Here is a 23439-nt window from a genome sequence, read left to right on the forward strand (position 1 = left end):
CTCGGTAACGGAGGAGCCCACCCCGTGTCCACAAACGACAACAAGACTCGCCCCCCTTTGTCCGCAGCGCGGACACTGCGGGTCGGCATGGTCGGCTACGCGTTCATGGGCGCCGCGCACTCACAGGCGTGGCGCACCGTGAACCGCGCGTTCGACCTGCCCCTGCGGGTCCGGATGGCGGCGGTCTGCGGCCGTGACGAGGCCAAGGTGTCCGAGGCGGCTGACAAGCTCGGCTGGGACGGCTACGTCACGGACTGGCGGGAACTGATCGCCCGGGACGACATCGACGTGATCGACGTCTGTACGCCCGGCGACAGCCACGCGGAGATCACCATCGCCGCGCTCGCCGCGGGCAAGCACGTCATGTGCGAGAAACCGCTGGCGAACTCCGTGGCGGAAGCCCGGGCGATGGTCGATGCCGCAGCCGCGGCGCGGGAGTCGGGTATTCGTACGCTGTGCGGGTTCAACTACCGGCGCGTGCCGGCGGCGGCGCTGATGCGTCAGATGGTCGCCGCCGGCAGGCTCGGGGTGATCCGCCACGTGCGTGCCGTGTATCTCCAGGACTGGATCACCGATCCACAGTTCCCGCTGGTCTGGCGGCTCCAGCAGGAGCGGGCGGGGTCCGGCGCGCTCGGCGACATCGGCGCGCACATCATCGACCTGACCCAGTACGTCACGGGCCAGCAGATCACCGGGGTGAGCGCGCTCACCGAGACGTTCATCAAGGAGCGGCCGATCCCGGGCGAGACGAGCGGCCTGGCCGCCACCTCGGCCGGCAACGGCCAGGCCTTCGGCCAGGTGACCGTCGACGACGCCGCGCTGTTCACGGCGCGGCTGTCCGGTGGGGCGATCGCCACGTACGAGGCCAGCCGCTTCGCCATGGGCCGCAAGAACGGCCTGCGGGTCGAGATCAACGGCTCGCTGGGCTCGCTGGTGTTCGACCTGGAACGCCTCAACGAGCTGGAGTTCTACGACGCGACCAGGCCGGCCGCGGAGCAGGGCTTCAACCGGATCCTGGTGACCGAGCCGGAGCACCCGTACCTGTCCGCCTGGTGGCCGCCCGGCCACATCATCGGCTACGAGCACTCCTTCACCCACCAGATGCGCGACTTCGTGCAGGCCGTGGCGGAGGGCACCGACCCTCACCCGTCCTTCGAGGAAGCCCTCGGGGTGCAGCTGGTGCTCGAGGCGGTGCAGAGTTCCGCCGCGTCCGGGTCCGCCTGGACGCAGGTGGCGCAGCCCGCCGTCCCGGTCGCGGCCTGACCGCACCGGCACCGAACGTGGGAGGGCCGGTCGGACGCCGACCGACCGGCCCTCTCGCCCAACGACTTCCGTTCGACGCACCGGCACTCCCGCACATGATCGGAGAGCGAACATCATGCCTCGACCCATCACCCTGTTCACCGGCCAGTGGGCGGACCTTCCGTTCGAGGAGGTCTGCCGACTGGCGTCCGAGTGGGGCTACGACGGCCTCGAGATCGCCTGCTGGGGCGACCACTTCGAGGTCGACAAGGCGCTGTCGGACGAGACCTACATCCCGCGCAAGCGCGCCCAGCTGGAGAAGTACGGGCTGAGCGTCTACGCGATCTCCAACCACCTGGTCGGCCAGGCGGTCTGCGACAACCCGATCGACGAGCGGCACAAGGGCATCCTGCCCGCCCGCATCTGGGGCGACGGCGAGCCGGAGGGCGTACGGCAGCGTGCCGCCGCCGAGATGGCCGACACCGCCCGCGCCGCGGCCAAGCTCGGCGTGGACGTCGTCGTCGGTTTCACCGGCTCGCCGATCTGGCACTTCGTGGCCATGTTCCCGCCGGTCCCTCAGTCGATGATCGACGCCGGGTACGAGGAGTTCGCCCGGCGCTGGCACCCGATCCTCGACGTCTACGACGAGGTCGGCGTGCGCTTCGCGCACGAGGTGCACCCCAGCGAGATCGCGTACGACTACCACACCACCCGCCGCACCTTGGACGCGCTGGGCAACCGGCCCGCGTTCGGCCTGAACTGGGACCCGTCGCACATGGTGTGGCAGGGCTGCGACCCGGTCGGTTTCATCCTCGACTTCGCCGAGCGCATCTACCACGTGGACTGCAAGGACACGAAGGTGCGCATGGGCGACGGCCGCCGCGGCATCCTGTCCTCCCACCTGCCGTGGGCGGACCTGCGCCGGGGCTGGGACTTCGTGTCCACCGGCCACGGCGACGTGCCGTGGGAGGACTGCTTCCGGGCGCTCAACTCGATCGGCTACACCGGCCCGATCTCCATCGAGTGGGAGGACGCGGGCATGGACCGGCTCGTGGGAGCTCCCCAGGCGCTGGAGTTCGTGCGCGGCCTGCTGTTCGACCCGCCCACCGCCTCGTTCGACGCGGCTTTCAGCTCGGACTGAGCCTCGGCCCCCGCCGGCCGCTGCTCCCACGTGACGGCCGGCGGGCCCGTTCCACCCGTGCCACCGGCGCCAAGCCCGGCGCCGCGGCACGGCCGCACCACCGCACAACTGCACAGCCAGCAAGCGCACCGCACCCGCCTCGCAACGGGTGAGTTCCTCCGAGCACGGACCCCCGTGTTCGCCCCCGGGGGACGTGATCGGCGCACGGCCCCTTCCGTCTGCACAGGAAGGAAAGCCATGCCCACCGTCCGCCATTCTAGGCGACGAAGGCTGCTCGGCGTGCTGCTGTCCACAGCGCTCGCCGTCACCGCGGCCGCCGCCTGGCCCGGCACCGCGAGTGCCGCACCGGACTTCACCGTGCTGGTCTTCTCCAAGACCGCAGGCTTCCGGCACGATTCGATCCCGGCCGGCATCGCCGCCGTCCAGGCCCTGGGCACCGCGAACAACTTCGCGGTCGAGGCGACCGAGGACGCGGCCCAGTTCAACGACGCCAACCTGGCCCGCTTCAAGGCCGTGATCTGGCTGTCCACCACCGGCGACGTGCTCGACGCGACGCAGCAGTCGGCGTTCGAGCGCTACATCCGGGCCGGCGGCGGCTATGTCGGCGTCCACGCCGCCTCCGACACCGAGTACACCTGGCCGTGGTACGGCAACCTGGTCGGCGCCTACTTCGCGAACCACCCCGCGCCCGCGAACGCGACCGTGAAGGTGGCCGACCACGTCCACCCGTCGACGGTCTCGCTGCCCGAGCGCTGGAACCGGTTCGACGAGTGGTACGCCTACCAGTCCAACGTGCGCGGCAAGGCGCACGTGCTGGCGACCCTCGACGAGACGTCGTACAGCGGCGGCACGATGGGCGTCGACCACCCGATCGCGTGGTGCCAGAACTACGACGGCGGCCGGGCCTGGTACACCGGCGGCGGCCACACCCAGGAGAGCTACGCGGAGGCGAACTTCCGGGCGCACCTGCTCGGCGGCATCCGCACCGCGGCGGGCGCCGTGGCGGCCGACTGCACGGCGACCGTGAGCAGCAACTTCAACCAGGTCACGCTGGCCAAGGGGGTCGCCGAGACGGGCGAGCCGATGGGCCTGACCGTGCTGCCCGACCGCGGGGTGCTGCACACCTCCCGCGACGGCGTGGTCCGGCACACCGACGTCAACGGCAACACCAAGGTCGCGCTGACGCTGGCCGTGTACTCCCACGACGAGGAGGGCCTGCAGAGCGTCAAGGCGGACCCGAACTTCGCCGTGAACCGGTGGGTGTACCTGTACTACGCGCCACCGCTGTCCACGCCCGCCGGGGACGCCCCGTCCACCGGCACGGCGGCGCAGTTCGCGCCGTTCAACGGGGTGAACCGGCTGGCCCGGTTCACCGTGCGGGCCGACAACACCATCGACCCGGCCAGCCAGGTGACCGTGCTGGACGTGCCGACCAGCCGCGGCATGTGCTGCCACGTCGGCGGTGACATCGACTTCGACGCCCAGGGCAACCTGTACCTGTCCACCGGGGACGACTCGAACCCGTTCGACTCGGCGGGCTTCTCGCCGCTGGACGAGCGCACCGACCGCAACCCGGCCTACGACGCGCAGCGCACCGCGGCCAACAGCAACGACCTGCGGGGCAAGGTGCTGCGCATCAAGCCGTCCGCGGCGGGCGGCTACACCATCCCGGCGGGCAACATGTTCGCGCCGGGCACGGCCAACACCCGGCCCGAGGTGTACGCCATGGGCTTCCGCAACCCGTTCCGGATGAGTGTGGACAAGGCCAACGGCGTCGTCTACCTCGGCGACTACGGCCCCGACGCGGGCACCGCCGACCCGAACCGCGGCCCCGCCGGACAGGTCGAGATCGCCCGGATCACCTCGCCGGGCTTCTACGGCTGGCCGTACTGCTCCAGCTTCGGCGACGCGTACAACGAGTACACGTTCCCGTCGGGTCCGTCGCTGCCGAAGTACAACTGCGCGGGCGGGCCGGTCAACAACTCGCCGAACAACACCGGCATCACCCAGCTGCCCCCGCTCAAGCCCGCGTGGGTGCCGTACAACGGCAGCACCCCGGCCGACATGGGCGGCGGCGGCATGGCGCCGATGGGCGGGCCGGTCTACCGGTACGACCCGAACAACACCTCGCCCGTGGCGTTCCCGGCCTACTACAACGGCACGTACTTCCACGGGGAGTTCGGCGGCCGATGGATCAAGAACTTCGTGATCGACAGCGCCGGCAACCACCTGAAGATCAACCCGTTCCCGTGGACCGGCACCCAGGTCATGGACATGGAGTTCGGCCCCGACGGCGCGCTGTACGTGCTGGACTACGGCACCTCGTGGTTCGGCGGCGACGCCAACTCGGCGCTCTACCGCATCGAGTACGCCCGCCAGGGCCGCCCGCCGGTCGCCGTGGCCGCCGCCAACCGCACCTCGGGCGGAGCCCCGCTCGCGGTGACGTTCTCCTCGGCGGGCACCTACGACCCGGACGGCAACCCGTTCACGTACGCGTGGGACTTCGACACCAACGGCACGGTCGACTCGACCGCGGCGAACCCGAGCTTCACGTACACCACGGTCGGCCAGCGCACCGCGACGCTGACCGTGACCGACAGCACGGGCAAGTCGGGCAACGCCAGCGTCGTCATCACCGTGGGCAACTCCGCCCCGGTCGTGACGCTGACGACGCCCGCCGACGGGCAGGTGTTCAGCTTCGGCGACCTGGTCAGCTACTCGGTGACGGTCACCGACGCCGAGGACGCGACCATCGACTGCAGCCGGGTCAAGGTCAGCTACATCCTCGGCCACGACACCCACGGTCACCCGGTCACCAGCAAGAACGGCTGCTCAGGAACGATCCAGACCACGCAGGACGGTGAGCACGACACCGCGGCGAACATCTTCGGGGTGTTCGACGCGGAGTACACCGACAACGGCGCGAACGGCCAGCCCGCGCTGACCACCCACGCCACCAACGTGGCGCAGCCGCGGGTGCGCCAGGCCGAGCACTTCGGCGCGAGCCAGGGCATCCAGCCCAGCGCGAACGCCGGGGCCAACGGCGGCTCCGCGGTCGGCTACATCGACAACGGGGACTGGCTGTCGTTCACGCCGTACCACCTGGCCGGGGTCAGCACCGTCTCGGCGCGGGTCGCCTCGGCCGGGGCGGGCGGCACCATCGAGTTCCGGGCCGGTTCGACCACGGGTCCGCTCGCGGGCACGCTGACGGTCGCGCCGACCGGGGGCTGGGCCAACTGGGTCACGGTCAGCGGCACGATCACCCCACCGAGCGGCACGAACACGCTCTACCTGGTGTTCAAGGGCGCGGCGGGCTCGCTGTTCGACATCGACGAGTTCACCTTCGGCGGTGGCGGCACCCAGCCGCCGGACCCGGGCGGTGACCTGGCGCTGAACCGTCCCGCGGTGGCGTCCAGCACCGAGAACGCGACCTTCCCGGCCTCGGCCGCGGTGGACGGCCAGGCGGGCACCCGCTGGGCCAGCGCGTTCAGCGACCCGCAGTGGATCTACGTGGACCTCGGCTCGGCGAAGACGATCAACCGGGTGAAGCTGACCTGGGAGGCGGCCTACGGGTCGGCGTACCAGGTGCAGACCTCGAACGACGCGACGACCTGGACCACCATCCGGTCCGTGACCGGCGGGGACGGCGGGGTCGACGACCTCACCGGCCTGACCGGCACCGGCCGGTACGTGCGCGTCAACGGCACGACCCGCGCCACGGCCTGGGGCTACTCGCTGTTCGCGTTCGAGGTCTACGGCGGCGGCACGACTCCGCCGCAGCCGACCAACGTGGCCCTGAACAAGCCGACGTTGACCTCCAGCACCGAGTCTGCGGCCTACCCGGGCTCGGCGGCGGTCGACGGCAACGCGACCGCCACCCGCTGGTCGAGCGCGTTCGCGGACCCGCAGTGGATCCGCGTCGACCTCGGCCAGACGTACGGCATCTCCCGGGTGAAGCTCACCTGGGAGGGCGCGTACGGGTCGGCGTACCAGGTGCAGACCTCGCCCGACGGCACCACCTGGACCACCATCCGGTCCGTCACCGGTGGCGACGGCGGCGTCGACGACCTGACCGGCCTCACCGGCAGCGGCCGCTACCTGCGCATCAACGGCACCACCCGGGCCACCGCCTGGGGCTACTCGCTCTGGGAACTGGAGGTCTACCCCTCCTGACCTGAGGTGAAGGAAGGGCACCTTCGTGACGCTCCGCGTTATGGAAGGTGCCCTTCCTGACGCCCCTGGCCGCCCGGTGGCAGGGTGGGGGCGTTACGGGCCTAGGATCTGCGGTGGCCTGGGCGGATGCGCGGGCGGCAGGGGTGTGGGGGAGCAGCGGCGGTGTGGCAGGCGGGTGTGGCGAGCGGTCGTGCCGACACCGCCCCGATCGCCGCCGAGCTCGCCCCGGCATATCGCCACTGCCGGGACCTGCACCGCCGGCACGGCCGCAGCTACTACCTCGCCACCCGGCTGCTGCCCGCCTGGAAGCGCCCCCACGTGCACGCGCTGTACGGCTTCGCCCGGTATGCCGACGAGATCGTCGACCGCACCGACACGGGCACCCCTGAGGACCGCGCCCGGCGGCTGCGCGACTGGTCCGGGCGCTTCCTGGCCGGGCAACGCGGCGAGCCAGTGGATGATCCGCTGCTGCCCGCCGTGCTGCACACCGCCGAGGTGTTCGAGCTGGACCCGGCCGACTTCGCGGCGTTCCTCGACAGCATGGCGATGGACCTGACCGTGCGCCGCTACGCCGACTACCCGGCGCTGCTGTCGTACATGGAGGGTTCGGCGGCGGTGATCGGCACCCTGATGCTGCCGATCCTGGGCCCCGCCGACGCCGTCGCGGCACGGGAGCCCGCGCGGCAGCTCGGTCTGGCGTTCCAGCTGACCAACTTCCTGCGCGACGTCGCCGAGGACCTCGCCCGCGACCGCGTCTACCTGCCCCAGGACGACCTGGCCCGGTTCGGCGTCACCGTCGCCGACCTGCGCACCGCCGCCGCGCGGCGCCGGGCCACCCCGCGACTCAGGAGCCTGGTCGCCTACGAGATCAGTCGCGCCCGCGGCCACTACGCCGCCGCCCGGCCCGGCCTCGACCTGCTGCCCGGCAAGTCCCGCACCTGCGTCCGCGCGGCCTACCTGCTCTACGGCGCGATCCTCGACGAGATCGAGCACGCCGGCCACGACGTGTTCACGCGCCGCGCCGTCGTCCCGGTCCACCGCCGCGCCCGCCTCCTCGTCCGGGCCCTACGGGGCTGACGCGCGGCGCCCTACCCGCAGCGGTCTTCGACCGCAGCTCAAAGCCGGTCAGGCGTTAAGAAGGGCACCTTCTACAACGCGGAGCGTTAAGAAGGTGCCCTTCCTTTGTTCTCAGCAGCGGGGGACGCCGGGGATGAAGCCGTCGTAGCCCGTGTAGACGTAGGCGTCGGAGATGAAGCGGCCGGAGCCGATCCGGTCCCAGATGTTGCTGGTGCCGTACGTTCCGGTGACCGTGGTGCCGGTGGTCTGGCACTGGATGGCCACGGTCGCGCCGTCGTTCACGGTGCCGACCGAGGAGTAGCCGGTGCCGGGGCCGGAGCGCACGGTCAGCGGCGAGCCCGCGGTGTTGACGGTGCCCTGCGCCGCCCCACCACCGCAGCCGTTGTCGCTGGTGTAGTTCTTGGTGCCCCAGTAGAGCGCGGTCACGCCGTTGAACTTGACCTGAATGGCGGAGCCGCCGGAGCGCTGCTCGTAGTGCAGGTGCGGGCCGGTCGACCCGCCGGTGGTGCCGACGTATCCGATCACGGTGCCGTACTTCACGGTCTGGCCGACGGACACCGCGAAGGAGTTCAGGTGCGCGTAGTACGTGGTGTACCCGCTGCCGTGGTTGATCCGCACGTACTTGCCGTAGCTGGTGTCACCGAGATTGGTGACCACGTCGACCGTGCCGGGCGCGCTGGCGACGACGGGGTCGCCCGTGTCGTCGGTGCGGTTGAAGTCGATGGCGTTGGCAGGGCTGTGGTTCGTGCGGGTCTGCCCCGACCACACCTGGTTGCAGGGGAAGGGGACCTTGAAGGTCGGGGCGGCCAGCGCCGGGGAGGCTTCGACCAGGACGGCCGCGCCTACGGTCACGGCGGCCAGGGCCAGGCCCAGGACACGCTTGAGGTGCATCGGTTCTCCTATCGGGTGAGGTGCGTGCGGGGGGCGCAGGGTCAGGCGCAGTGTTCGAAACCAGAGGTGTAGCTGGTGCCGCCGGCGCTGCCGCCCCACTTCACGCAGCCTGGCGCGGTGCGGATGACCGGCCCGGCGTAGTAGGAGAAGCTGCCGGAGTCGGTGGTTCTGCTCGACCCCTGCGGTTCCAGGAACGCGCTCGTGGTCGTCGGGGTGCCGACGCTGGCCATCTTGAGGGTGATGACGCAGTTCTGGCCGGTGGAGCCCTTCCACAGCAGGTTGGTGGTGCCCGCCGTGCCCAGCTTCACCGAGTCGATGATCTGGAACCCGCTGCCGCACTCGGCCGCCGGGTCGTATGAGGTGGCGCAGTTGTTGCTGGTCACGTTGGCCGAGCCGTAGCCGAAGGTGCTGCCGTTGAAGACGGCCTTGATGATGTGCGACTGCGACCGGTCCGGGTAGCGCACCTCGTAGTGCAGGTGCGGCGAGATGCCGTTGCCCGGCTTGCTGGTGTTGCCGACCGAGCCGATGGCCTGCCCGCGCAGCACCGCCTGGCCCGCGGTGACGGCGCGGGTGTCGAGGTGGGCGTAGTAGGTGAAGTAGCCGCCGCCGTGGTCGATGACGATCAGGTTGCCGTAGCCGTTGACGGAGCCCTGGTGGGCGGAGACCTCGACGGTGCCCGCGGCGGCGGCGACCACGGTGTCACCGAGGTCGGCGGTGGCGGTGGAGCCGCGGTTGAAGTCGATCTCCCAGGAGACGTGGGCGCTGCTGTTGCTGCTGTTGCCGTTCCACGTCTGGCCGCAGGGGAAGGGCAGCTGGAAGGCGGGCGCGGCGTGGGCCGGGCTGCCGAGCAGGACCGAGCCCGCCACGCCGAGGATCAGCGCGGCGATGCCGGACAGCAGCTTCATGGGTCGCATATGGACGGTTCCTTTCCGTGGGGTGGTGGAACAGGAAGCCCGATACTGCGCGGGGTGACCACAGCGTCGCGACAAGCGCTCCAACGTTTCTCCAGAACCACTACAGCCGTTCAGCTCAGTGCTCTGGTCCGATCAGTCGAGCACGCGTAGGCTCAGGCGATCGATCACGGATCGTGTGGGTGGTTGGACGATGTCGGACCGGCTGGAACTGCGCATCCTGGGCTCCTTCGAGTTGACCCTGGGCGGCGCCGACGCACCCGTGGGCGGCGTGAAGCCGCGGCAGCTGCTGGCCACCCTGGCGCTCAACCACGGCCGCACCGTGTCGGTGGACCAGCTGATCGAGGTGCTGTGGGGCGAGGACCCGCCCCGGTCCGCGCTGGCCAACGTCCAGACCTACGTCAGCGCGCTGCGCACCCGGCTGGGTGAGGACCGGCTGCGCCGCCAGGCGCCGGGATACCGGCTGGAGCTGGACTGCGCCGAGCTGGACCTGCTGCGCTTCGAGGAGTATGCGCGCGGCGGCGACCCGGCCAGCCTCGACGCGGCCCTGGACCTGTGGCGCGGCGAGCCGGTGGAGAACCTGCCCGCGTCGCCGCTGTGGCGCGCGGAGATCGACCGGCTGGTGGAGCGCCGGCGGTCGGTCCGGCAGACCCGGGCCCGGCTGCGCATCGAGGCCGGGCAGCCGGCGGCGGCCGTCGACGAGCTGCGCCGGCTGGTCGCCGAGGAGCCGCTGCGGGAGGAGGCGTGGTTGCTGCTCGTGACCGCGTTGCGGGACGCGGGGCACCGGGCCGAGGCGCTGTCGGCGTACGCCACCGCGCGCCGCACGCTCACCGAGGAGCTGGGCGTGGAGCCGGGCGAGCCGCTGCGCCGCCTGCACCGGACGCTGCTGGTCGAGCAGGAGGGCCCGGCGGTGCTGGGCGCCCGGTTGGACGGCGCGGCCGCGCTGGTGCTGCGGGGCCTGGCCCAGCTGGGCATCGCCGCGACCCCGGCGTGGGTGCCGGCCGCGCTGCTGGACCGGCCTGACGCGACGGAGGTGCTCGACGCGCTCGACCGGGCCCGGCTGCTGCGGCCCACCGGCACCGACGAGCTGGACCAGCCGCGCTACGGGCTGCCGGTGCTGGTCGGGCTGCTGGCCCCGGACCTGCCGGGGGAGGCGATCGGCGCGGCCCTGACCCGCGCGCTCGGCGGCTACCTGGCCCTGGCCGAACGCGCCGCCACCGGCCTGCCGCCGCAGGTGTTCGGCCCCGGCGTCACCGTCGCGGCGCGCTGGCCGGTGCCCGGCGCGGCGGAGTTGTGCCACGATCCGGTGCGCTGGTTCGCGACCGAACGGGAGGCGCTGCTCGGCGCGGTCGAGGCGGCCGCGGCCAACGGGCTGTCCGATCTGGCCTGGGAGCTGGCCCACGCCATGGTGGCCTGGTGCGACATGGGCGGGCACACCGCCGAGTGGGAGCAGACGCACCGCACCGCGCTGTCGGCCTGCCGGGCGCAGGGCAACCTGCTCGGCGAGGCGGTGACCCTGCGCGGGCTGGGGCAGCTGCACCTCTACCGGGACCACTACGAGGAGGCGTCGGAGGCGTTCAGCCGGTCCCGGCTGCTGTTCGCCCGGCTGGGCAACCTGTGCGGGCAGGCCGCGGCACTGGCCGGGCTGGGCACCGGGCACCGCATCCGGTCCGAGCACGACGAGGCGCTGGACTGCTACCGGCAGGCGCTGGAGGCCTACCGGCTGCTCGGGCACCGGCACGGGGAGGCGTACTCGCGCGGGGCCCTGGGCATGGTGTGGCTGGCCAAGGGCGACCTCGCCGAGGCGTACCGCGACTTCACCGCCGGGCTGGCCATCGCCGAGGAGATCGGCGACGGGCACCGGGCCGCGCTGCTGACCCGCCAGCTGGGCCTGGTCCGGCTGCGCAGCGGCGATCCCGCCCACGCGCGGGCCGACCTGATCGCGGCGCTGGACCGGTTCGCGGTGCTCGGCGACGCGCACTGCGAGGCGTACTGCCTGACCGACCTGGCCGAGCTGGAGGCGCCCGAGGTCGCGGTGCAGCGGCTCACCCAGGCCCTGGAGATCTTCGAGCGGATCGGCGACCGCCGCGCCCAGGCGCAGACCGCCCGCCGCCTCGGCGAACTCCACCGCGGCGACGAGCGCTTCGGCCTGTCCGACGCCTACCTGGCCGAAGCCCGCCGCCTCCAGTCCACCGTCGAGTTCTCCCGCACCCCCCTGTGAAGCAAGGAAGGGCACCTTCTTATCGCTATATGTAGAGGAAGGGCACCTTTTTAACCTCCGGACCACGCCTGGCTGCGAGGACGTCAGCGGCCGCGGAAGGTCCGCCGGTACGACGACGGCGAGGTGCGCATGCACCGGCTGAAGTGGTGTCGGAAGGTGGCCGGTGAGTCGAACCCCACGGCGGCGGCGACCTGCTCGACGGGGGAGTCCGAGGTCTCCAGCAGGGGCAGGCTCGCCGCCACCCGCTGGTCGATGAGCCAGCGGATCGGGCTGGTGCCGGTGTGCCGGGCGAAGTGGCGCAGGAAGCTGCGCGGCGACATGCGCGCGTGCGCGGCCAGCAGGTTCACCGTGAGCGGCTCGGTCAGGTGGTCCAGCGCCCAGGCCATGGCGCGGGCCACCCCGTCGTCGTCGATCACGTCGCGCACCGGCAGCTCGATGAACTGCGCCTGCCCGCCGTCGCGGTGCGGCGGCAGCACCAGCCGCCGGGCCACCGTGTTGGCGATCTGCGCCCCGTGGTCGCGGCGCACCAGGTGCAGGCACAGGTCGAGGCCCGCCGCGCTGCCCGCGCTGGTGATCACCTGGCCGGTGTCGACGTAGAGCACGTCAGGGGTGACCTCGACCAGCGGGTGCCGCTCGCGCAGCAGCGGGGCGTACTTCCAGTGCGTGGTGGCCGCGCGGCCGTCCAGCAGGCCCGCCGCGGCCAGCGCGAACGCGCCGGAGCAGATGGAGACCATCCGCGCGCCCCGGGCCGCAGCCGCGCGCAGCGCCTCGACCAGCGCGGGGGAGACCTCGGCGCGCACGTCCGCGACCCCGGGCACGATCACGGTGTCGGCGGCGGCCAGCACATCTAGGCCGTGCCGGGCGGTGATCGAGAAGCCGCCGACGGCCGGCAGCGGCTCCGGGGACTCGGCGCAGACGTCGAGCTCGTACCAGGCGAGGTCGAGTTCGGGGCGGGGCAGGCCGAACACCTCCACGACGCAGCCCAGCTCGAAGGGCGCCATCCCGGCGAAGGCCAGCACCGCGATCCGGTGCCGGGTGCGGGTCTCCAGTGCCACCGGCGTACGCATGGCGAGATCTTAGCGGACAGCGGCGTTCTCGCCACTTCTGAGCGTCCCGCCTGCTCGACAGGATGGAGTCAGCGATCGACCAGAAGGAGCCGCGCATGTCCACCGCAGTCACCACCTCCGCCGTGCTCAGCACGCCCCCGGCCGCCGCCGACGTGGCCGCCGCCCACTTCGCCGCCCGCCTGTCGTTCGAGGCCGACGTGTCCGACGTGCACGCCGACCTGGCCTCGGGCACGCCCGGGTTCGTGCTCGTCGACTCCCGCTCGCTGGAGGCCTGGGAGCAGGGCCACCTGCCCGGCGCGGTGCACCTGCCCACCGCGCAGATCGCGGCGCGCGCCGCCGAGGTCGTGCCGGCCGGCAGCGTCGTGGTCACCTACTGCTGGGGGCCGGGCTGCAACGGCGCGACCCGGGCCGCGCTGGCCTTCGCCCGGCTGGGCTACCAGGTCAAGGAGATGCTCGGCGGGTACGAGTACTGGGTGCGCGAGGGCTTCGACACGCAGACGTTCCTCGGGCTCCGCAAGCACGATGTGGACCCGCTGACGGCTCCCGCGAGCGGTGCGGCCTGCGCCTGCTGAACCGGCGCATCGACATCGGTGAGGGTGGGCCATTGACGACACGCCGAGCCTATATGGGGGCGCTTTCACCGGAGTGCCACTAGATGTAGTGTGAGGACATCGCTGGTCCACCCCTCCGGTCCCCCTCGGGACCGGGTCTCGGGGTGCGCGCGAGCTGCCGCAGGGCGGCCCGCGCAGAGGGAATCCGGTGCGATTCCGGAGCTGCCCCGCAGCGGTGAATGGGAACGAAGCCGTCCCGCGCTCCTCCCGCGAAGAGGGGTGTGGACAGCACTGGGCCGGTCCGGCCTGGGAAGCGACGGCGTAGGGGGTCCACGGCAGCACGGCGTCCAGCTGTGCGGCCCGGCCGTGCCCATGAGCCCGAAGACCTGCCGGCGTGCGCGCCGCGGACCATTCCGCGACGCGCCCCGATCCATCCGCGCCCGAGCCCGGACGCCGCCACGCGGCGTACAGGGCCGGACCCGGTCCCGCAGCGTCGCACTCGCGACCGCCGGGGAACCGGGGATCCGTCGGCGTGGGCAGGGACGGGACACCGGGCCGCGCGGGATGGTCCACGGTGGACGGCACGCACCCTGGGCCATCGGGGTGGTCGCTGTTCGCGTGCTCTCCCGCGCTTCGACGAGGGGGAGCGCACGCCTTGACCAGCACCACCTATCACGGCACCACCGGTGCCGCGGCCGATGCCGCCGCGGGCACAGCCGACACGGGCCTCGGCGCAGCCGGCACGACGGCCGCGAGCGCGGCCGTGACGCCCACGACGTCGCTGGCGGGCCTGCTCGCCGCAGCCGCGCGGGGGCTGCCCGACGTGGACCACACCACCGTGCTGAACCCCGTGGCGGCCGGCGTCTGGCCCGGGGCGACCGAGGCCGACCTGCGGCTGCGCGCCATCGAGACGGCCGCCGCCCTGGTCGCGCAGGAGCCGTCGTACAGCCGCCTCGCGGCCCGCCTGCTCACGGTGCACGTCGCCGCGGAGGCGGCCACCCAGGGCGTGACCGACTTCCCGAGCTCCGTGCGTGCCGCGCACGCCGCCGGGCTGCTCGCCGACGACCTGGCCGCGTTCGTCGCGAGGCACGCCGACGAGCTGGGGGAGCTCGTCGACCCGGCCGCCGACGAGCGCTTCGAATACTTCGGGCTGCGCACCGTCTACGACCGCTACCTGCTGCGGCACCCGGTGACGCGCAAGGTGCTGGAGACGCCCCAGCAGTTCCTGCTGCGGGTGGCCTGCGGCCTGATGGGCGAGGTCGGCGACGCGGGCACGGCCGGCCGGCGGCTGGCCGGCAGCACCGCCGAGGTGGCCCGGCTGTACGCCATCCTCAGCCGGCTGGCGTACCTGCCCAGCTCGCCGACCCTGTTCAACGCGGGCGCCCGGCGTCCGCAGCTGAGCAGCTGCTTCCTGCTGGACTCGCCCCGCGACGAGCTGGAATCGATCTACGAGCGCTACGGCCAGATCGCGCGGCTGTCGAAGTACGCCGGGGGCATCGGGGTGGCGTGGAGCCGGATCCGGTCCCGGGGGTCGCTGATCCGCGGCACGAACGGGCTGTCCAACGGCATCGTGCCGTGGCTGCGCACGCTCGACGCGAGCGTCGCCGCGGTCAACCAGGGCGGCCGCCGCAAGGGCGCGGCCTGCGTCTACCTGGAGACCTGGCACGCCGACCTGGACGAGTTCCTGCAGCTGCGCGACTCGACCGGCGAGGAGAGCCGGCGCACCCACAACCTGCACCTGGCCAACTGGGTGCCGGACGAGTTCATGCGCCGGGTCGAGGCCGACGCGAGCTGGTCGCTGTTCGACCCGAAGGACGTGCCCGAGCTGGTCGACCTGTGGGGCGACGAGTTCGACGCCGCCTACCGGGCCGCGGAGGCCGCCGGTCGCGCGGTGCGCACGGTCGCTGCCCGGGAGCTGTACGGCCGCATGATGCGCACCCTGGCGCAGACCGGCAACGGCTGGATGACGTTCAAGGACGCCGCCAACCGCGCCTGCAACCAGACCGCGGTGCCCGGCAACACCGTGCACCTGTCCAACCTGTGCACCGAGATCCTGGAGGTGACCAGCGACGGCGAGACCGCGGTGTGCAACCTCGGCTCGGTCAACCTGGCCGCCCACCTCGGCCCGGACGGCGTCGACTGGGACGCCCTGCGCGACACGGTGCGCGTGGCGGTACGCGTGCTCGACCGCACCATCGACCTCTCCTACTACCCGACCGGCGAGGCGGCCGGGGCCAACAACCGGTGGCGGCCGATCGGCCTGGGTGTGATGGGCCTGGCCGACGTGTTCGCCAAGCTCCGCCTGGACTTCGACTCGCCCGAGGCGCTGGCGCTGTCCACCCGCCTCGCCGAGGAGATCGCGCTCGCCGCCTACGACACCAGCGCGGATCTCGCCGCCGAACTGGGCGTGCACCCGTCGTACGCGGATACCCGCGCCGCCCGTGGCGTCCTGCACCCCGACCACTACCCGGACGCGACCCGCACCCGCCCGTGGGCGTGGGACGAGCTGGCCGCCAAGGTCGCCCGCACCGGTCTGCGCAACTCGCTGCTCATCGCGATCGCGCCGACGGCCACCATCGCCTCGATCGCCGGCTGCGCCGAGTGCATCGAGCCGCCGGTGGCCAACGTCTTCAAGCGCGAGACCCTGTCCGGCGAGTTCCTCCAGGTCAACCGCTACCTGGTCGACGAACTCAAGGCGCACGGCCTGTGGACGCCCGCCCTGCGCGAGCGCATCCTCGCGGCCGAGGGCTCCGTCGCGAACATCGCCGAGATCCCCGCCGCACTGCGCAAGCGCTTCCGCACCGCCTGGGAACTCCCGCAACGCAGCCTGATCGACCTGGCCGCCGCCCGCACCCCCTTCATCGACCAGTCCCAGTCCCTGAACCTCTTCATGGCCTCCCCCGACATCGGCAAACTCTCCTCGATGTACGCCTACGCCTGGCGAAAGGGCCTGAAAACCACCTACTACCTCCGCTCCCGCCCCGCCACCGCCATCGCGCAGACAACAGTAAGGAAGGGCACCTTCCCATCGGTTTCCGTGGAGGAAGGGCACCTTCTTAACGCCACACCTGGCGTGAGCTCGGACGATGCGGCGGCATTGCTCGGCGGCGACGGCGCGGCGTCGGGCGGCGGGCAGCCGCTGCGCCAAGCGTCCAGCCTGATCAACCTGAACCTGGAAAACCCCGAGATCTGCGAGGCCTGCCAGTGACCACCGATACCAAGAAGATGCTGCTCGACCCGGGCCTCGACCTGACCCTGCGGCCGATGCGCTACCCGGACTTCTACGAGCGCTACCGGGCCGCCATCCGCAACACGTGGACGGTGGAGGAGGTCGACCTCGGCAACGACCTGCCCGACCTGGCCACGCTCAGCGACGGGGAGCGGCACCTGGTCAACCGGCTCGTGGCGTTCTTCGCCACCGGCGACACCATCGTGGCCAACAACCTGGTGCTCAACCTCTACCGGCACATCAACGCCCCCGAGGCCCGGCTCTACCTGAGCCGCCAGCTGTTCGAGGAGGCGGTGCACGTCCAGTTCTACCTGACCCTGCTGGACACCTACCTGCCCGACGACCACGAGCGGGCGCAGGCGTTCGCCGCGGTGGAGAACATCCCGTCGATCGCGCGCAAGGCGCGGTTCTGCTTCGAGTGGATCGACTCGGTCTTCGACGTGCCCGAGCTGACCACGGCCGACGACCGGCGGCGTTTCCTGCTGAACCTGATCTGCTTCGCGGCCTGCATCGAAGGCCTGTTCTTCTACGGAGCCTTCGCCTACGTCTACTGGCTGCGCTCGCGCGGCCTGCTGGACGGGCTGGCCGCCGGCACCAACTGGGTGTTCCGCGACGAGTCCATGCACATGGACTTCGCCTTCGCGGTCGTCGACACGGTCCGCGCCGAGGAGCCCGAGCTGTTCGACGACGAGCTGGGCAAGGCGGTGACCCGGATGCTGGAGGACGCGGTCGACGCCGAGCTGGCCTTCGCCGAGGACCTGTGCGGCGCGGGCCTGCCCGGCATGACGCTGGCCGACATGCGGGAGTACCTGCAGTACGTCGCCGATCAGCGGCTGGCCCGGCTGGGCCTGCCGGCCCGGTTCGGCTCGCGCAACCCGTTCCCGTTCATGGCCCTGCAGGACGTGCAGGAGCTGGCGAACTTCTTCGAACGCCGGGTCACCGCCTACCAGGTGGCGGTCACCGGCACGGTGAGCCTGGACGAGGACTTCTGAGCCCTCAGCTCCCGGCCAGAACGGCGGAACCGCACCTCACCTTTCGGCCAAGATGGCCGAAAAGCGCTTCTCGGCGAGGTCGAACTGGGCGAAGATGTGCGCCTTGACCTCGCCGAGAAGCGGCGTGTCCGGCCGGGCCACCAGCTCCCGCAGCAGCGGCACCAGGGGCTGGTACTTGGTGGCGGCTCGCAGCACCTTCGGGCCGATGGTGTGGATGACGCCCACGCCGTTGTCGGTGAAGTCGGAGACCTTGATGATCCGCGCCCACGGGTCCACGTCCAGCGACTCCACGACGTGCTCGCGATACTGCTCGTCCTTGTCCCGGTCGAGGTCGTACTCCGGGTTGGTGACGGCGTTGACCAGCTGCGCGACCCGGGGGCCGAAGCGCTCGGCGAGCACGGCCAGGGCCTGCTCCCGGGGCGGCGGGCCGCCGCGGTGCGCCCGGCCGACGATGGCCCACGGCTGGTCCTCGACCGAGTCGTGCAGCAGAGCGGCGACCAGCACGTCCCGGTCGGTGACGCGGTAGTACGTGATGATCCGGATGGTGACGCGAAGCAGGTGGTTGAGGTACGGCTCGCGAACCCGCCGCTGCTCGGCGTGCAGCCGGGCGGCCAGCTCCAGCGCCTCGGCGAGCACGGCCTGGTCGGCGGCGGGCAGGCGCTGGATCTCCAGGGCGAACCGGTCACGCAGGCCCTGCTCGCCGAGCACCTCCGTGATGGCGTGCAGGGGCATGGTCATGAGGTATGCCGGGACGTCCATGCCGCCGTTTATATCGGATCAACGCCGCCCGCGCGTCCCCTCCGATCTGGACGGACGTGGTCGCCGGGACCCGTGTCGGTCTTGCGACACGGGTCCCGGCGGTCAGCGGGGGATCTTCGTGCGGTTGCGGTCGGCCAGCGACCTGGCCAGGCTGAACGGCGGGTTCACCGGCGCCGGCTGGTCCGCGTTCGCCCGCGGACCGGGGATGACGGTCCCGGGGACCTGCGCGCGGTGGCGCACCCGGGTCGCCTCCACACCGTCGAACTCCTCCTGCGTCATGGCCTGCAACGCGTTGAACGTCACACCGATCAGGCACAGCGCCGACAGCAGCACGATCGGCACGATGAGCACGAACGGGCTGAGCCCCGAGACCTGGCCGGTGCCGCCGGTCTCCAGGGTGACCCGGATCGCGGCCATCCCGGTGTAGTGCATGCCGCACACGGCCACGCCCATCACCGCCGCGGCGGCGATGATGGCGCGCATGGTGGACACGGTCACGGTGAACCACAGCGCCACGGTCGCGGCCACCACGGCGATCACCACGGACGCGCCGACCAGCCCGAGGTCGTAGCTGACGTGCCCGGCGACGCGCATCGCGGCCATGCCGCTGTAGTGCATCGCGACCACGCCGAGGCCGGTGAAGCCGCCGCCGGCCACGATCCGGGTCGCCGAGCGGCGGCCCTGGCCCGCGATGAACAGGCCGATGCCCACGGTGATGACGGCCAGCGCGAGGCTGATGAACGTGACGACCGGGTCGTAACGGACCGGGCTGTCCGGCACGTCGAAGCCGATCATCGCCATGAAGTGCATGAGCCAGATGCCGGTGCCGCCGATGGAGAGCGAGGCGATGACCAGCCAGCGGGCCCGCCGCCCGGTGGTGGGCGCGCGGCGGGCGCGGGCCGTGCAGACCAGGCCGAGCAGTGAACCGATGAAGGCCATCAGGTACGCGGTCACCGGGTTGAACCAGCCGTACGCGAAGTGGTGCACTTCTGCCATAGGAGCGCCTCCGAGCGTTGAGGAGGATGCCATTGCGCCACGAATGTTGCTCGCGCAATCGCACAGCGTGTCCGTGTCCGCACTGTCGATCACCGCTGGCGCACGCCGGGTAGCGTCAGGCGCATGGCAGGCACGAGTGCGTCGGTGGTCGCCCTGGTCGGCATCGACGGCTCGGGCAAGACCACCCAGGCGATACGACTGGCCGCGGCGCTGTGCGCGGCCGGGGTCACCGCACGGTACGGCCGCAACGCCGGTGGCCGGCGCTTCCTGGGCCGGGTCGCCCGGAAGCTCGGTCGTGACGACGCGGTCTCCCTGCTGGGCCGCCGCGGCCTGCTCACCGTCGAGGCGGTGCTGCGCTGGCTGGCCATCGCCCGGTCACTGGTGACGGCGCGGCTGACCGGTGCGACGGCGGTGATGGACCGCTACACGCCCTGCCAGCTGGTCAGCATTCGGGCACATGACGGCGGCAAGTGGCTGGCCAGGACGGTACGCGCGGCGTATGCCCCGTTCCCCCGGGCGGCTGTCATCATCTTTCTCGACGTCCCGCCCGAGGTGGCATACCACCGGGTGGAGCAGCGTGGCGAGGACCACGAGGACATCGAATATCTGAACGCGAGCTACGCGGCCTACAAAGACGTACTGTCGGATGCGGTACACGTCGACGGCAGTGGTGATCCGGACGCCGTCGCTCAGGCCGTCTGGGCGGTCGTTTGGCCGGTGGTGAAACGCGGTTTGGCAGTTGACGCGGGGCTGTCATGAAAGTAAGTTTCAACCGTGGCGAAGAAGTCGAAAGTTTCCGAGGAGAATGACGGCGCTCGCGCCGGTCAGGAACCGGCCGGGCTGATCGTTCAGATCAACGGTCTGCTGCCCGCGCTCTCCCCGGCCGAACAGCGCGTGGCACGGCTCGTGCTCGCCGATCCGGCCGCCTCGGCCCGCCGCACCATCACCGACCTGTCCGCCGCCGCGGAGACCTCCGAGGCGACGGTCATCCGCTTCTGCCGCTCCATCGGCATGTCGGGCTACCCGCAGCTGCGCATCAGGCTCGCCGCCGAGGCCGCGCGCCGGGTCGAGCCGACCGACTCCCGGGTGGTCGGCGGGGACATCCCGCCCGGCGCCGACATGGCGCAGATCATCGCCACCATCGCCTTCAACGACGCCCGTGCGGTCGAGGAGACCGCCGAGCAGCTCGACCCCGAGGTCTGCGACAAGATCGTGGACGCGCTGGTGAAGGCGTCCCGGGTCGAGGTCTTCGGCGCGGGCGCGAGCGGCTTCGTCGCCGCCGACTTCCAGGCCAAGCTGCACCGCATAGGGCGCATCGCTTACTACTGGCCCGACCTGCACACCTCGCTCACCTCGGCGGCCCTGCTCGGCCCCGGTGACGTGGCACTGGGCATCTCCCACACCGGCACCACCGCCGACACCATCGACGTGCTGGAGCGGGCCAAGGCGGCGGGCGCGGTGACCGTGGCGCTGACCAACTTCCCCCGCTCGCCGATCTGCGACGTCGCCGACTTCGTGCTGACCACCGCGGCCCGCGAGACGACCTACCGGTCCGGCGCGATGGCCAGCCGGCTGGCCCAGCTCACGGTCGTGGACTGCCTGTTCGTCGGGGTGGCCGCACGCACCCGCACCAAGGCCCGCAAGGCGCTCGAGGTGACCGCCGAGGCGGTGCGCGGACGACGCCTGGGCACCACGCGCCGCCGGTCCGGCGATGCCTGAGCTGCCCACCGGCTCGCTCCCGGTGCGTGTCGACGCCCCGACGGAGCGGCGCTACGCCCCCAGCGCCGATCTGGACCTGCTGGACACCCGGCAGATCCTGCGAGTGATCAACGAGGCTGACCGCACCGTCGCCGAGGCGGTCGGCGCGGTGCTGGACCCGCTGTCCGTGGTCGTCGAGGACGCCGTCGCGGCGCTGCAGCGCGGCAACCGCGTGCACTACGTGGGCGCGGGCACCTCCGGCCGGCTCGGCGTGCTCGACGCCGCCGAACTGCCGCCGACCTACAACGCCCCGCCGACCTGGTTCTGCGCCCACATCGCCGGCGGTCCCGGCGCGCTGCTGGCCGCGGTCGAGGACGCGGAGGACGACGCCGCGGGCGGCGCGGACGAACTCGCCCGCTGCGCCCGCGCCGGCGACGTCGTCGTGGGCATCGCCGCCAGCGGCCGCACGCCGTACGTGCTCGGCGCGCTGCGGGCGGCGGGGGAGCTGGGCTGCCGGACCGCGCTGATCGCGGCCGACCCGCACGCGACCGCGTCGGCCTGGGTGGACGTCTTCATCGGCGTCGACACCGGCCCCGAGGTGGTCACCGGGTCCACCCGGATGAAGGCCGCCACCGCGCAGAAGCTGCTGCTCAACGCGTTCTCCACGGCGGTGATGGTGCGCCTGGGGCGGGTGTTCTCCAACTTCATGATCGACGTGGTGCCGACGAACGCCAAGCTGCGCGGCCGCATGCTGAGCATGCTCGTCGAGGCGACCGGCCACGACGAGGAGGACTGCCGCCGCACCCTCGACGCGGCCGGCGGCGACCTGCGCGCCGCACTGGTCGCCCTGCTGGCCGGCCGCGAGGTGGCGGCCGCCCGCGGCGCCCTCGCCGGACACGGCAACCGCGTCCGCGACGCCGTAGCCGCCCTCACCGAATAACTCCCTGGCAATCCGCCACCTTTCGGTGGCCGCGGCTTGCATGATCGCTGTTTGTGTCGGAATCTGTGCGCTGACCGCAGTTTTCGGCACGAAACAGCGATCACCCCCGAAAAGCCGACGATCATAGGCCGAAGGGTGGCCGATCCCGGCCGAAAGGCCCCCAGGATGGCCCCTAAGTGGGGGTCCCTCCCCGTTCGAGTGCCGTCGTGCGGCACTCGGGTGATCCCCTTTCGCGGGTTCTTCGTGGCCGAAAGGGTGTGCTTCTCACTCGATGGGGTATGTGCGTCCTGCGTTCGAGTGGGCGAGGTGTGGAACCGTGCAATAGCGCGCGGGCTCGAGCGTCACAAGAAATGGCGACGCAGGTCACAGCGTTGTAGTGAGGTGGATCGCTGTATGCTGTGACGCTCCGTGGTGTCATAAATAGGGCATTGCGGACCGGTTGGCTCGCTTCCAGCGAGCCGCTAAGTCGGTATCAGCGAGTTCACAGCTTTTCGTGACAGTTTCGATGGGCAACGCGGAATCATCTCCGGGCGTCATCTGTTGTGAAGGTGTCAGTACCGCAAGGCCCTGCGGCGATTACGTGGGAGGGACCCGAACGTGGAGAACATGACCATGCTGCGCACCGACCAGGTGGCTGAGGAGCGAGACCTCGTCGGTGTATACCTGCACGAGATCTCGCGTACTCCGCTGCTCGACGCGGCGCAGGAGGTCGACCTCTCTAAGGCGATCGAAGCAGGACTTTATGCTGAGCATCTGCTGGAGGCCGACAAGCTCAAGCGCGGGCTGAAGCGCGACGAGCTCGAGAAGCTGGTTGCCGAGGGCAACCACGCGAAGGACCTCTTCATCCGAGCGAACCTGCGCCTGGTGGTGTCCATCGCCCGACGTTACGTCCGGTCCGGCATGCCGATGCTGGATCTGATCCAGGAGGGCAACACCGGCCTGGTCCGTGCCGTCGAGAAGTTCGACTACGTGAAGGGCTACAAGTTCTCCACGTACGCGACCTGGTGGATCCGGCAGGCGATCAGCCGTGCCATCGCCCAGCAGGAGCGCACCGTGCGGCTGCCCGTCCACCTGGTGGAGGACGTCAACCGCATGCGCAACGTGACCCGCCAGCTCACCCGTGAGCTGGGCAGCGACCCGGAGCCGGACCAGATCGCCGCCGCGCTCGGCGTGACCGTCGAGCGGGTGACCGAGCTGATCCGCTGGTCGCAGGACACCGTCTCGCTCGACACCCCGGTCGGCGACGACGGCGACACCAACCTGGGTGACCTGGTCGCCGACCGCGACACGCCCAGCCCGGAGGAGATCGTCCTCTCGGCGCTGGAGCGCCAGCGGATCGAGGGCCTGCTCAACCACCTCGACGACCGTTCCGCCGGCATCATGCGCGCGCGGTACGGCCTGGAGGACGGTCGCGAGCACTCGCTGACCGAGGTGGCGTCGCGGTTCTCGCTGTCCCGCGAGCGCATCCGCCAGCTGGAGATCCAGGCGCTGGGCCGGCTGCGTGAGCTGGCCCGCGCGGAGGGCCTGCAGTCCGTCTGACCTGACCCTCTC

Annotated in this window: 17 protein-coding genes and 1 riboswitch; of the genes, 12 read left to right on the forward strand and 5 right to left on the reverse strand. The window is 71.6% G+C overall.

Translation table 11 applies throughout. From position 1 onward, the window contains the following. Positions 1–24: 24 nt before the first annotated feature. The 4 genes from HAV39_RS19690 (at position 25) to HAV39_RS19705 (ending at position 7633) form a co-directional block, all read left to right on the forward strand. Positions 25–1263 carry a Gfo/Idh/MocA family protein gene (locus HAV39_RS19690; RefSeq protein ID WP_373311732.1) on the forward strand — a complete coding sequence of 413 codons (1239 nt, stop codon included), beginning with the start codon at positions 25–27 and terminating at the stop codon, positions 1261–1263. Positions 1264–1378: 115 nt separating this feature from the next. Continuing rightward, positions 1379–2383: a sugar phosphate isomerase/epimerase family protein gene (locus HAV39_RS19695; protein WP_120316609.1), complete on the forward strand. Its 1005-nt coding sequence runs from the start codon at positions 1379–1381 to the stop codon at positions 2381–2383. Positions 2384–2620: 237 nt separating this feature from the next. After that, the gene (locus tag HAV39_RS19700; protein WP_191840656.1) at positions 2621–6556 is read left to right on the forward strand and encodes a ThuA domain-containing protein; all 3936 of its coding nucleotides are present in this window, start codon (positions 2621–2623) and stop codon (positions 6554–6556) included. A gap of 207 nt (positions 6557–6763) precedes the next feature. After that, positions 6764–7633: a phytoene/squalene synthase family protein gene (locus tag HAV39_RS19705; protein ID WP_191840738.1), complete on the forward strand. Its 870-nt coding sequence runs from the start codon at positions 6764–6766 to the stop codon at positions 7631–7633. A 111-nt stretch (positions 7634–7744) separates the two neighbouring features. On the opposite strand, the gene HAV39_RS19710 is transcribed toward HAV39_RS19705, so the two are convergent. Together HAV39_RS19710 and HAV39_RS19715 are read right to left on the reverse strand one after the other, a co-directional pair. After that, positions 7745–8524 carry a M23 family metallopeptidase gene (locus HAV39_RS19710; RefSeq protein WP_191840657.1) on the reverse strand — a complete coding sequence of 260 codons (780 nt, stop codon included), beginning with the start codon at positions 8522–8524 and terminating at the stop codon, positions 7745–7747. Positions 8525–8565: 41 nt separating this feature from the next. Beyond that, the gene (locus HAV39_RS19715; protein ID WP_191840658.1) at positions 8566–9438 is read right to left on the reverse strand and encodes a M23 family metallopeptidase; all 873 of its coding nucleotides are present in this window, start codon (positions 9436–9438) and stop codon (positions 8566–8568) included. Positions 9439–9628: 190 nt separating this feature from the next. On the opposite strand from HAV39_RS19715, the gene HAV39_RS19720 reads away from it, so the two are divergent. Then, entirely contained in the window at positions 9629–11656 is a 2028-nt protein-coding gene (locus HAV39_RS19720) for an AfsR/SARP family transcriptional regulator (RefSeq protein WP_191840659.1), read from the forward strand. Positions 11657–11739: 83 nt separating this feature from the next. Here the strand turns inward: HAV39_RS19720 and ftrA are convergent, their stop codons facing one another. After that, the gene (ftrA, locus tag HAV39_RS19725; protein ID WP_191840660.1) at positions 11740–12723 is read right to left on the reverse strand and encodes a transcriptional regulator FtrA; all 984 of its coding nucleotides are present in this window, start codon (positions 12721–12723) and stop codon (positions 11740–11742) included. A gap of 95 nt (positions 12724–12818) precedes the next feature. On the opposite strand from ftrA, the gene HAV39_RS19730 reads away from it, so the two are divergent. From HAV39_RS19730 to HAV39_RS19740, 3 genes are all read left to right on the forward strand, one after another. Beyond that, on the forward strand, positions 12819–13295 hold the full coding sequence (locus HAV39_RS19730; protein WP_191840661.1) for a rhodanese-like domain-containing protein: 477 nt from the start codon (positions 12819–12821) through the stop codon (positions 13293–13295). 177 nt (positions 13296–13472) lie between these two features. Next, positions 13473–13662: riboswitch (cobalamin riboswitch) on the forward strand. 375 nt (positions 13663–14037) lie between these two features. Further along, positions 14038–16482: a ribonucleoside-diphosphate reductase subunit alpha gene (locus tag HAV39_RS19735; protein WP_373311735.1), complete on the forward strand. Its 2445-nt coding sequence runs from the start codon at positions 14038–14040 to the stop codon at positions 16480–16482. 17 nt (positions 16483–16499) lie between these two features. After that, the gene (locus tag HAV39_RS19740; RefSeq protein ID WP_191840740.1) at positions 16500–17495 is read left to right on the forward strand and encodes a ribonucleotide-diphosphate reductase subunit beta; all 996 of its coding nucleotides are present in this window, start codon (positions 16500–16502) and stop codon (positions 17493–17495) included. A gap of 36 nt (positions 17496–17531) precedes the next feature. Here the strand turns inward: HAV39_RS19740 and HAV39_RS19745 are convergent, their stop codons facing one another. Continuing rightward, positions 17532–18254 (reverse strand): HD domain-containing protein, encoded by a 723-nt coding sequence (locus HAV39_RS19745; protein ID WP_191840662.1) that lies wholly within the window; start codon positions 18252–18254, stop codon positions 17532–17534. Between the two features lie 102 nt (positions 18255–18356). After that, positions 18357–19250 carry an MHYT domain-containing protein gene (locus HAV39_RS19750; RefSeq protein WP_191840663.1) on the reverse strand — a complete coding sequence of 298 codons (894 nt, stop codon included), beginning with the start codon at positions 19248–19250 and terminating at the stop codon, positions 18357–18359. Positions 19251–19373: 123 nt separating this feature from the next. Here HAV39_RS19750 and HAV39_RS19755 point away from each other — a divergent pair, with 123 nt between their 5' ends. The 4 genes from HAV39_RS19755 to HAV39_RS19770 all read left to right on the forward strand — a co-directional run bounded on the left by HAV39_RS19755 (position 19374) and on the right by HAV39_RS19770 (position 23427). Continuing rightward, the gene (locus HAV39_RS19755) at positions 19374–20009 is read left to right on the forward strand and encodes a dTMP kinase (RefSeq protein ID WP_120316601.1); all 636 of its coding nucleotides are present in this window, start codon (positions 19374–19376) and stop codon (positions 20007–20009) included. A 15-nt stretch (positions 20010–20024) separates the two neighbouring features. Then, on the forward strand, positions 20025–20969 hold the full coding sequence (locus HAV39_RS19760; protein ID WP_191840664.1) for a MurR/RpiR family transcriptional regulator: 945 nt from the start codon (positions 20025–20027) through the stop codon (positions 20967–20969). Next, the gene (locus tag HAV39_RS19765) at positions 20962–21888 is read left to right on the forward strand and encodes an N-acetylmuramic acid 6-phosphate etherase (protein ID WP_191840665.1); all 927 of its coding nucleotides are present in this window, start codon (positions 20962–20964) and stop codon (positions 21886–21888) included. The genes HAV39_RS19760 and HAV39_RS19765 overlap by 8 nt, the downstream gene beginning before the upstream one ends. Before the next feature lie 606 nt (positions 21889–22494). Continuing rightward, positions 22495–23427 carry a sigma-70 family RNA polymerase sigma factor gene (locus HAV39_RS19770; protein WP_120321441.1) on the forward strand — a complete coding sequence of 311 codons (933 nt, stop codon included), beginning with the start codon at positions 22495–22497 and terminating at the stop codon, positions 23425–23427. Positions 23428–23439: the final 12 nt, after the last annotated feature.

Origin of the sequence: Catellatospora chokoriensis (genome assembly GCF_011297315.1) — a bacterium.
In the GTDB taxonomy this organism is placed as follows: Bacteria; Actinomycetota; Actinomycetes; order Mycobacteriales; family Micromonosporaceae; genus Catellatospora; species Catellatospora citrea.

Bases quoted from the DNA above. Each gene is read 5' to 3' on its own strand.
- HAV39_RS19695 (WP_120316609.1), top strand. From the start codon at position 1,379: ATGCCTCGACCCATCACCCTGTTCACCGGCCAGTGGGCGGACCTTCCG.
- HAV39_RS19700 (WP_191840656.1), top strand. From the start codon at position 2,621: ATGCCCACCGTCCGCCATTCTAGGCGACGAAGGCTGCTCGGCGTGCTG.
- HAV39_RS19710 (WP_191840657.1), bottom strand. From the start codon at position 8,524: ATGCACCTCAAGCGTGTCCTGGGCCTGGCCCTGGCCGCCGTGACCGTA.
- HAV39_RS19715 (WP_191840658.1), bottom strand. From the start codon at position 9,438: ATGCGACCCATGAAGCTGCTGTCCGGCATCGCCGCGCTGATCCTCGGC.
- HAV39_RS19720 (WP_191840659.1), top strand. From the start codon at position 9,629: ATGTCGGACCGGCTGGAACTGCGCATCCTGGGCTCCTTCGAGTTGACC.
- ftrA (WP_191840660.1), bottom strand. From the start codon at position 12,723: ATGCGTACGCCGGTGGCACTGGAGACCCGCACCCGGCACCGGATCGCG.
- HAV39_RS19730 (WP_191840661.1), top strand. From the start codon at position 12,819: ATGTCCACCGCAGTCACCACCTCCGCCGTGCTCAGCACGCCCCCGGCC.
- HAV39_RS19740 (WP_191840740.1), top strand. From the start codon at position 16,500: ATGCTGCTCGACCCGGGCCTCGACCTGACCCTGCGGCCGATGCGCTAC.
- HAV39_RS19745 (WP_191840662.1), bottom strand. From the start codon at position 18,254: ATGGACGTCCCGGCATACCTCATGACCATGCCCCTGCACGCCATCACG.
- HAV39_RS19750 (WP_191840663.1), bottom strand. From the start codon at position 19,250: ATGGCAGAAGTGCACCACTTCGCGTACGGCTGGTTCAACCCGGTGACC.
- HAV39_RS19755 (WP_120316601.1), top strand. From the start codon at position 19,374: ATGGCAGGCACGAGTGCGTCGGTGGTCGCCCTGGTCGGCATCGACGGC.
- HAV39_RS19765 (WP_191840665.1), top strand. From the start codon at position 20,962: ATGCCTGAGCTGCCCACCGGCTCGCTCCCGGTGCGTGTCGACGCCCCG.
- HAV39_RS19770 (WP_120321441.1), top strand. From the start codon at position 22,495: ATGACCATGCTGCGCACCGACCAGGTGGCTGAGGAGCGAGACCTCGTC.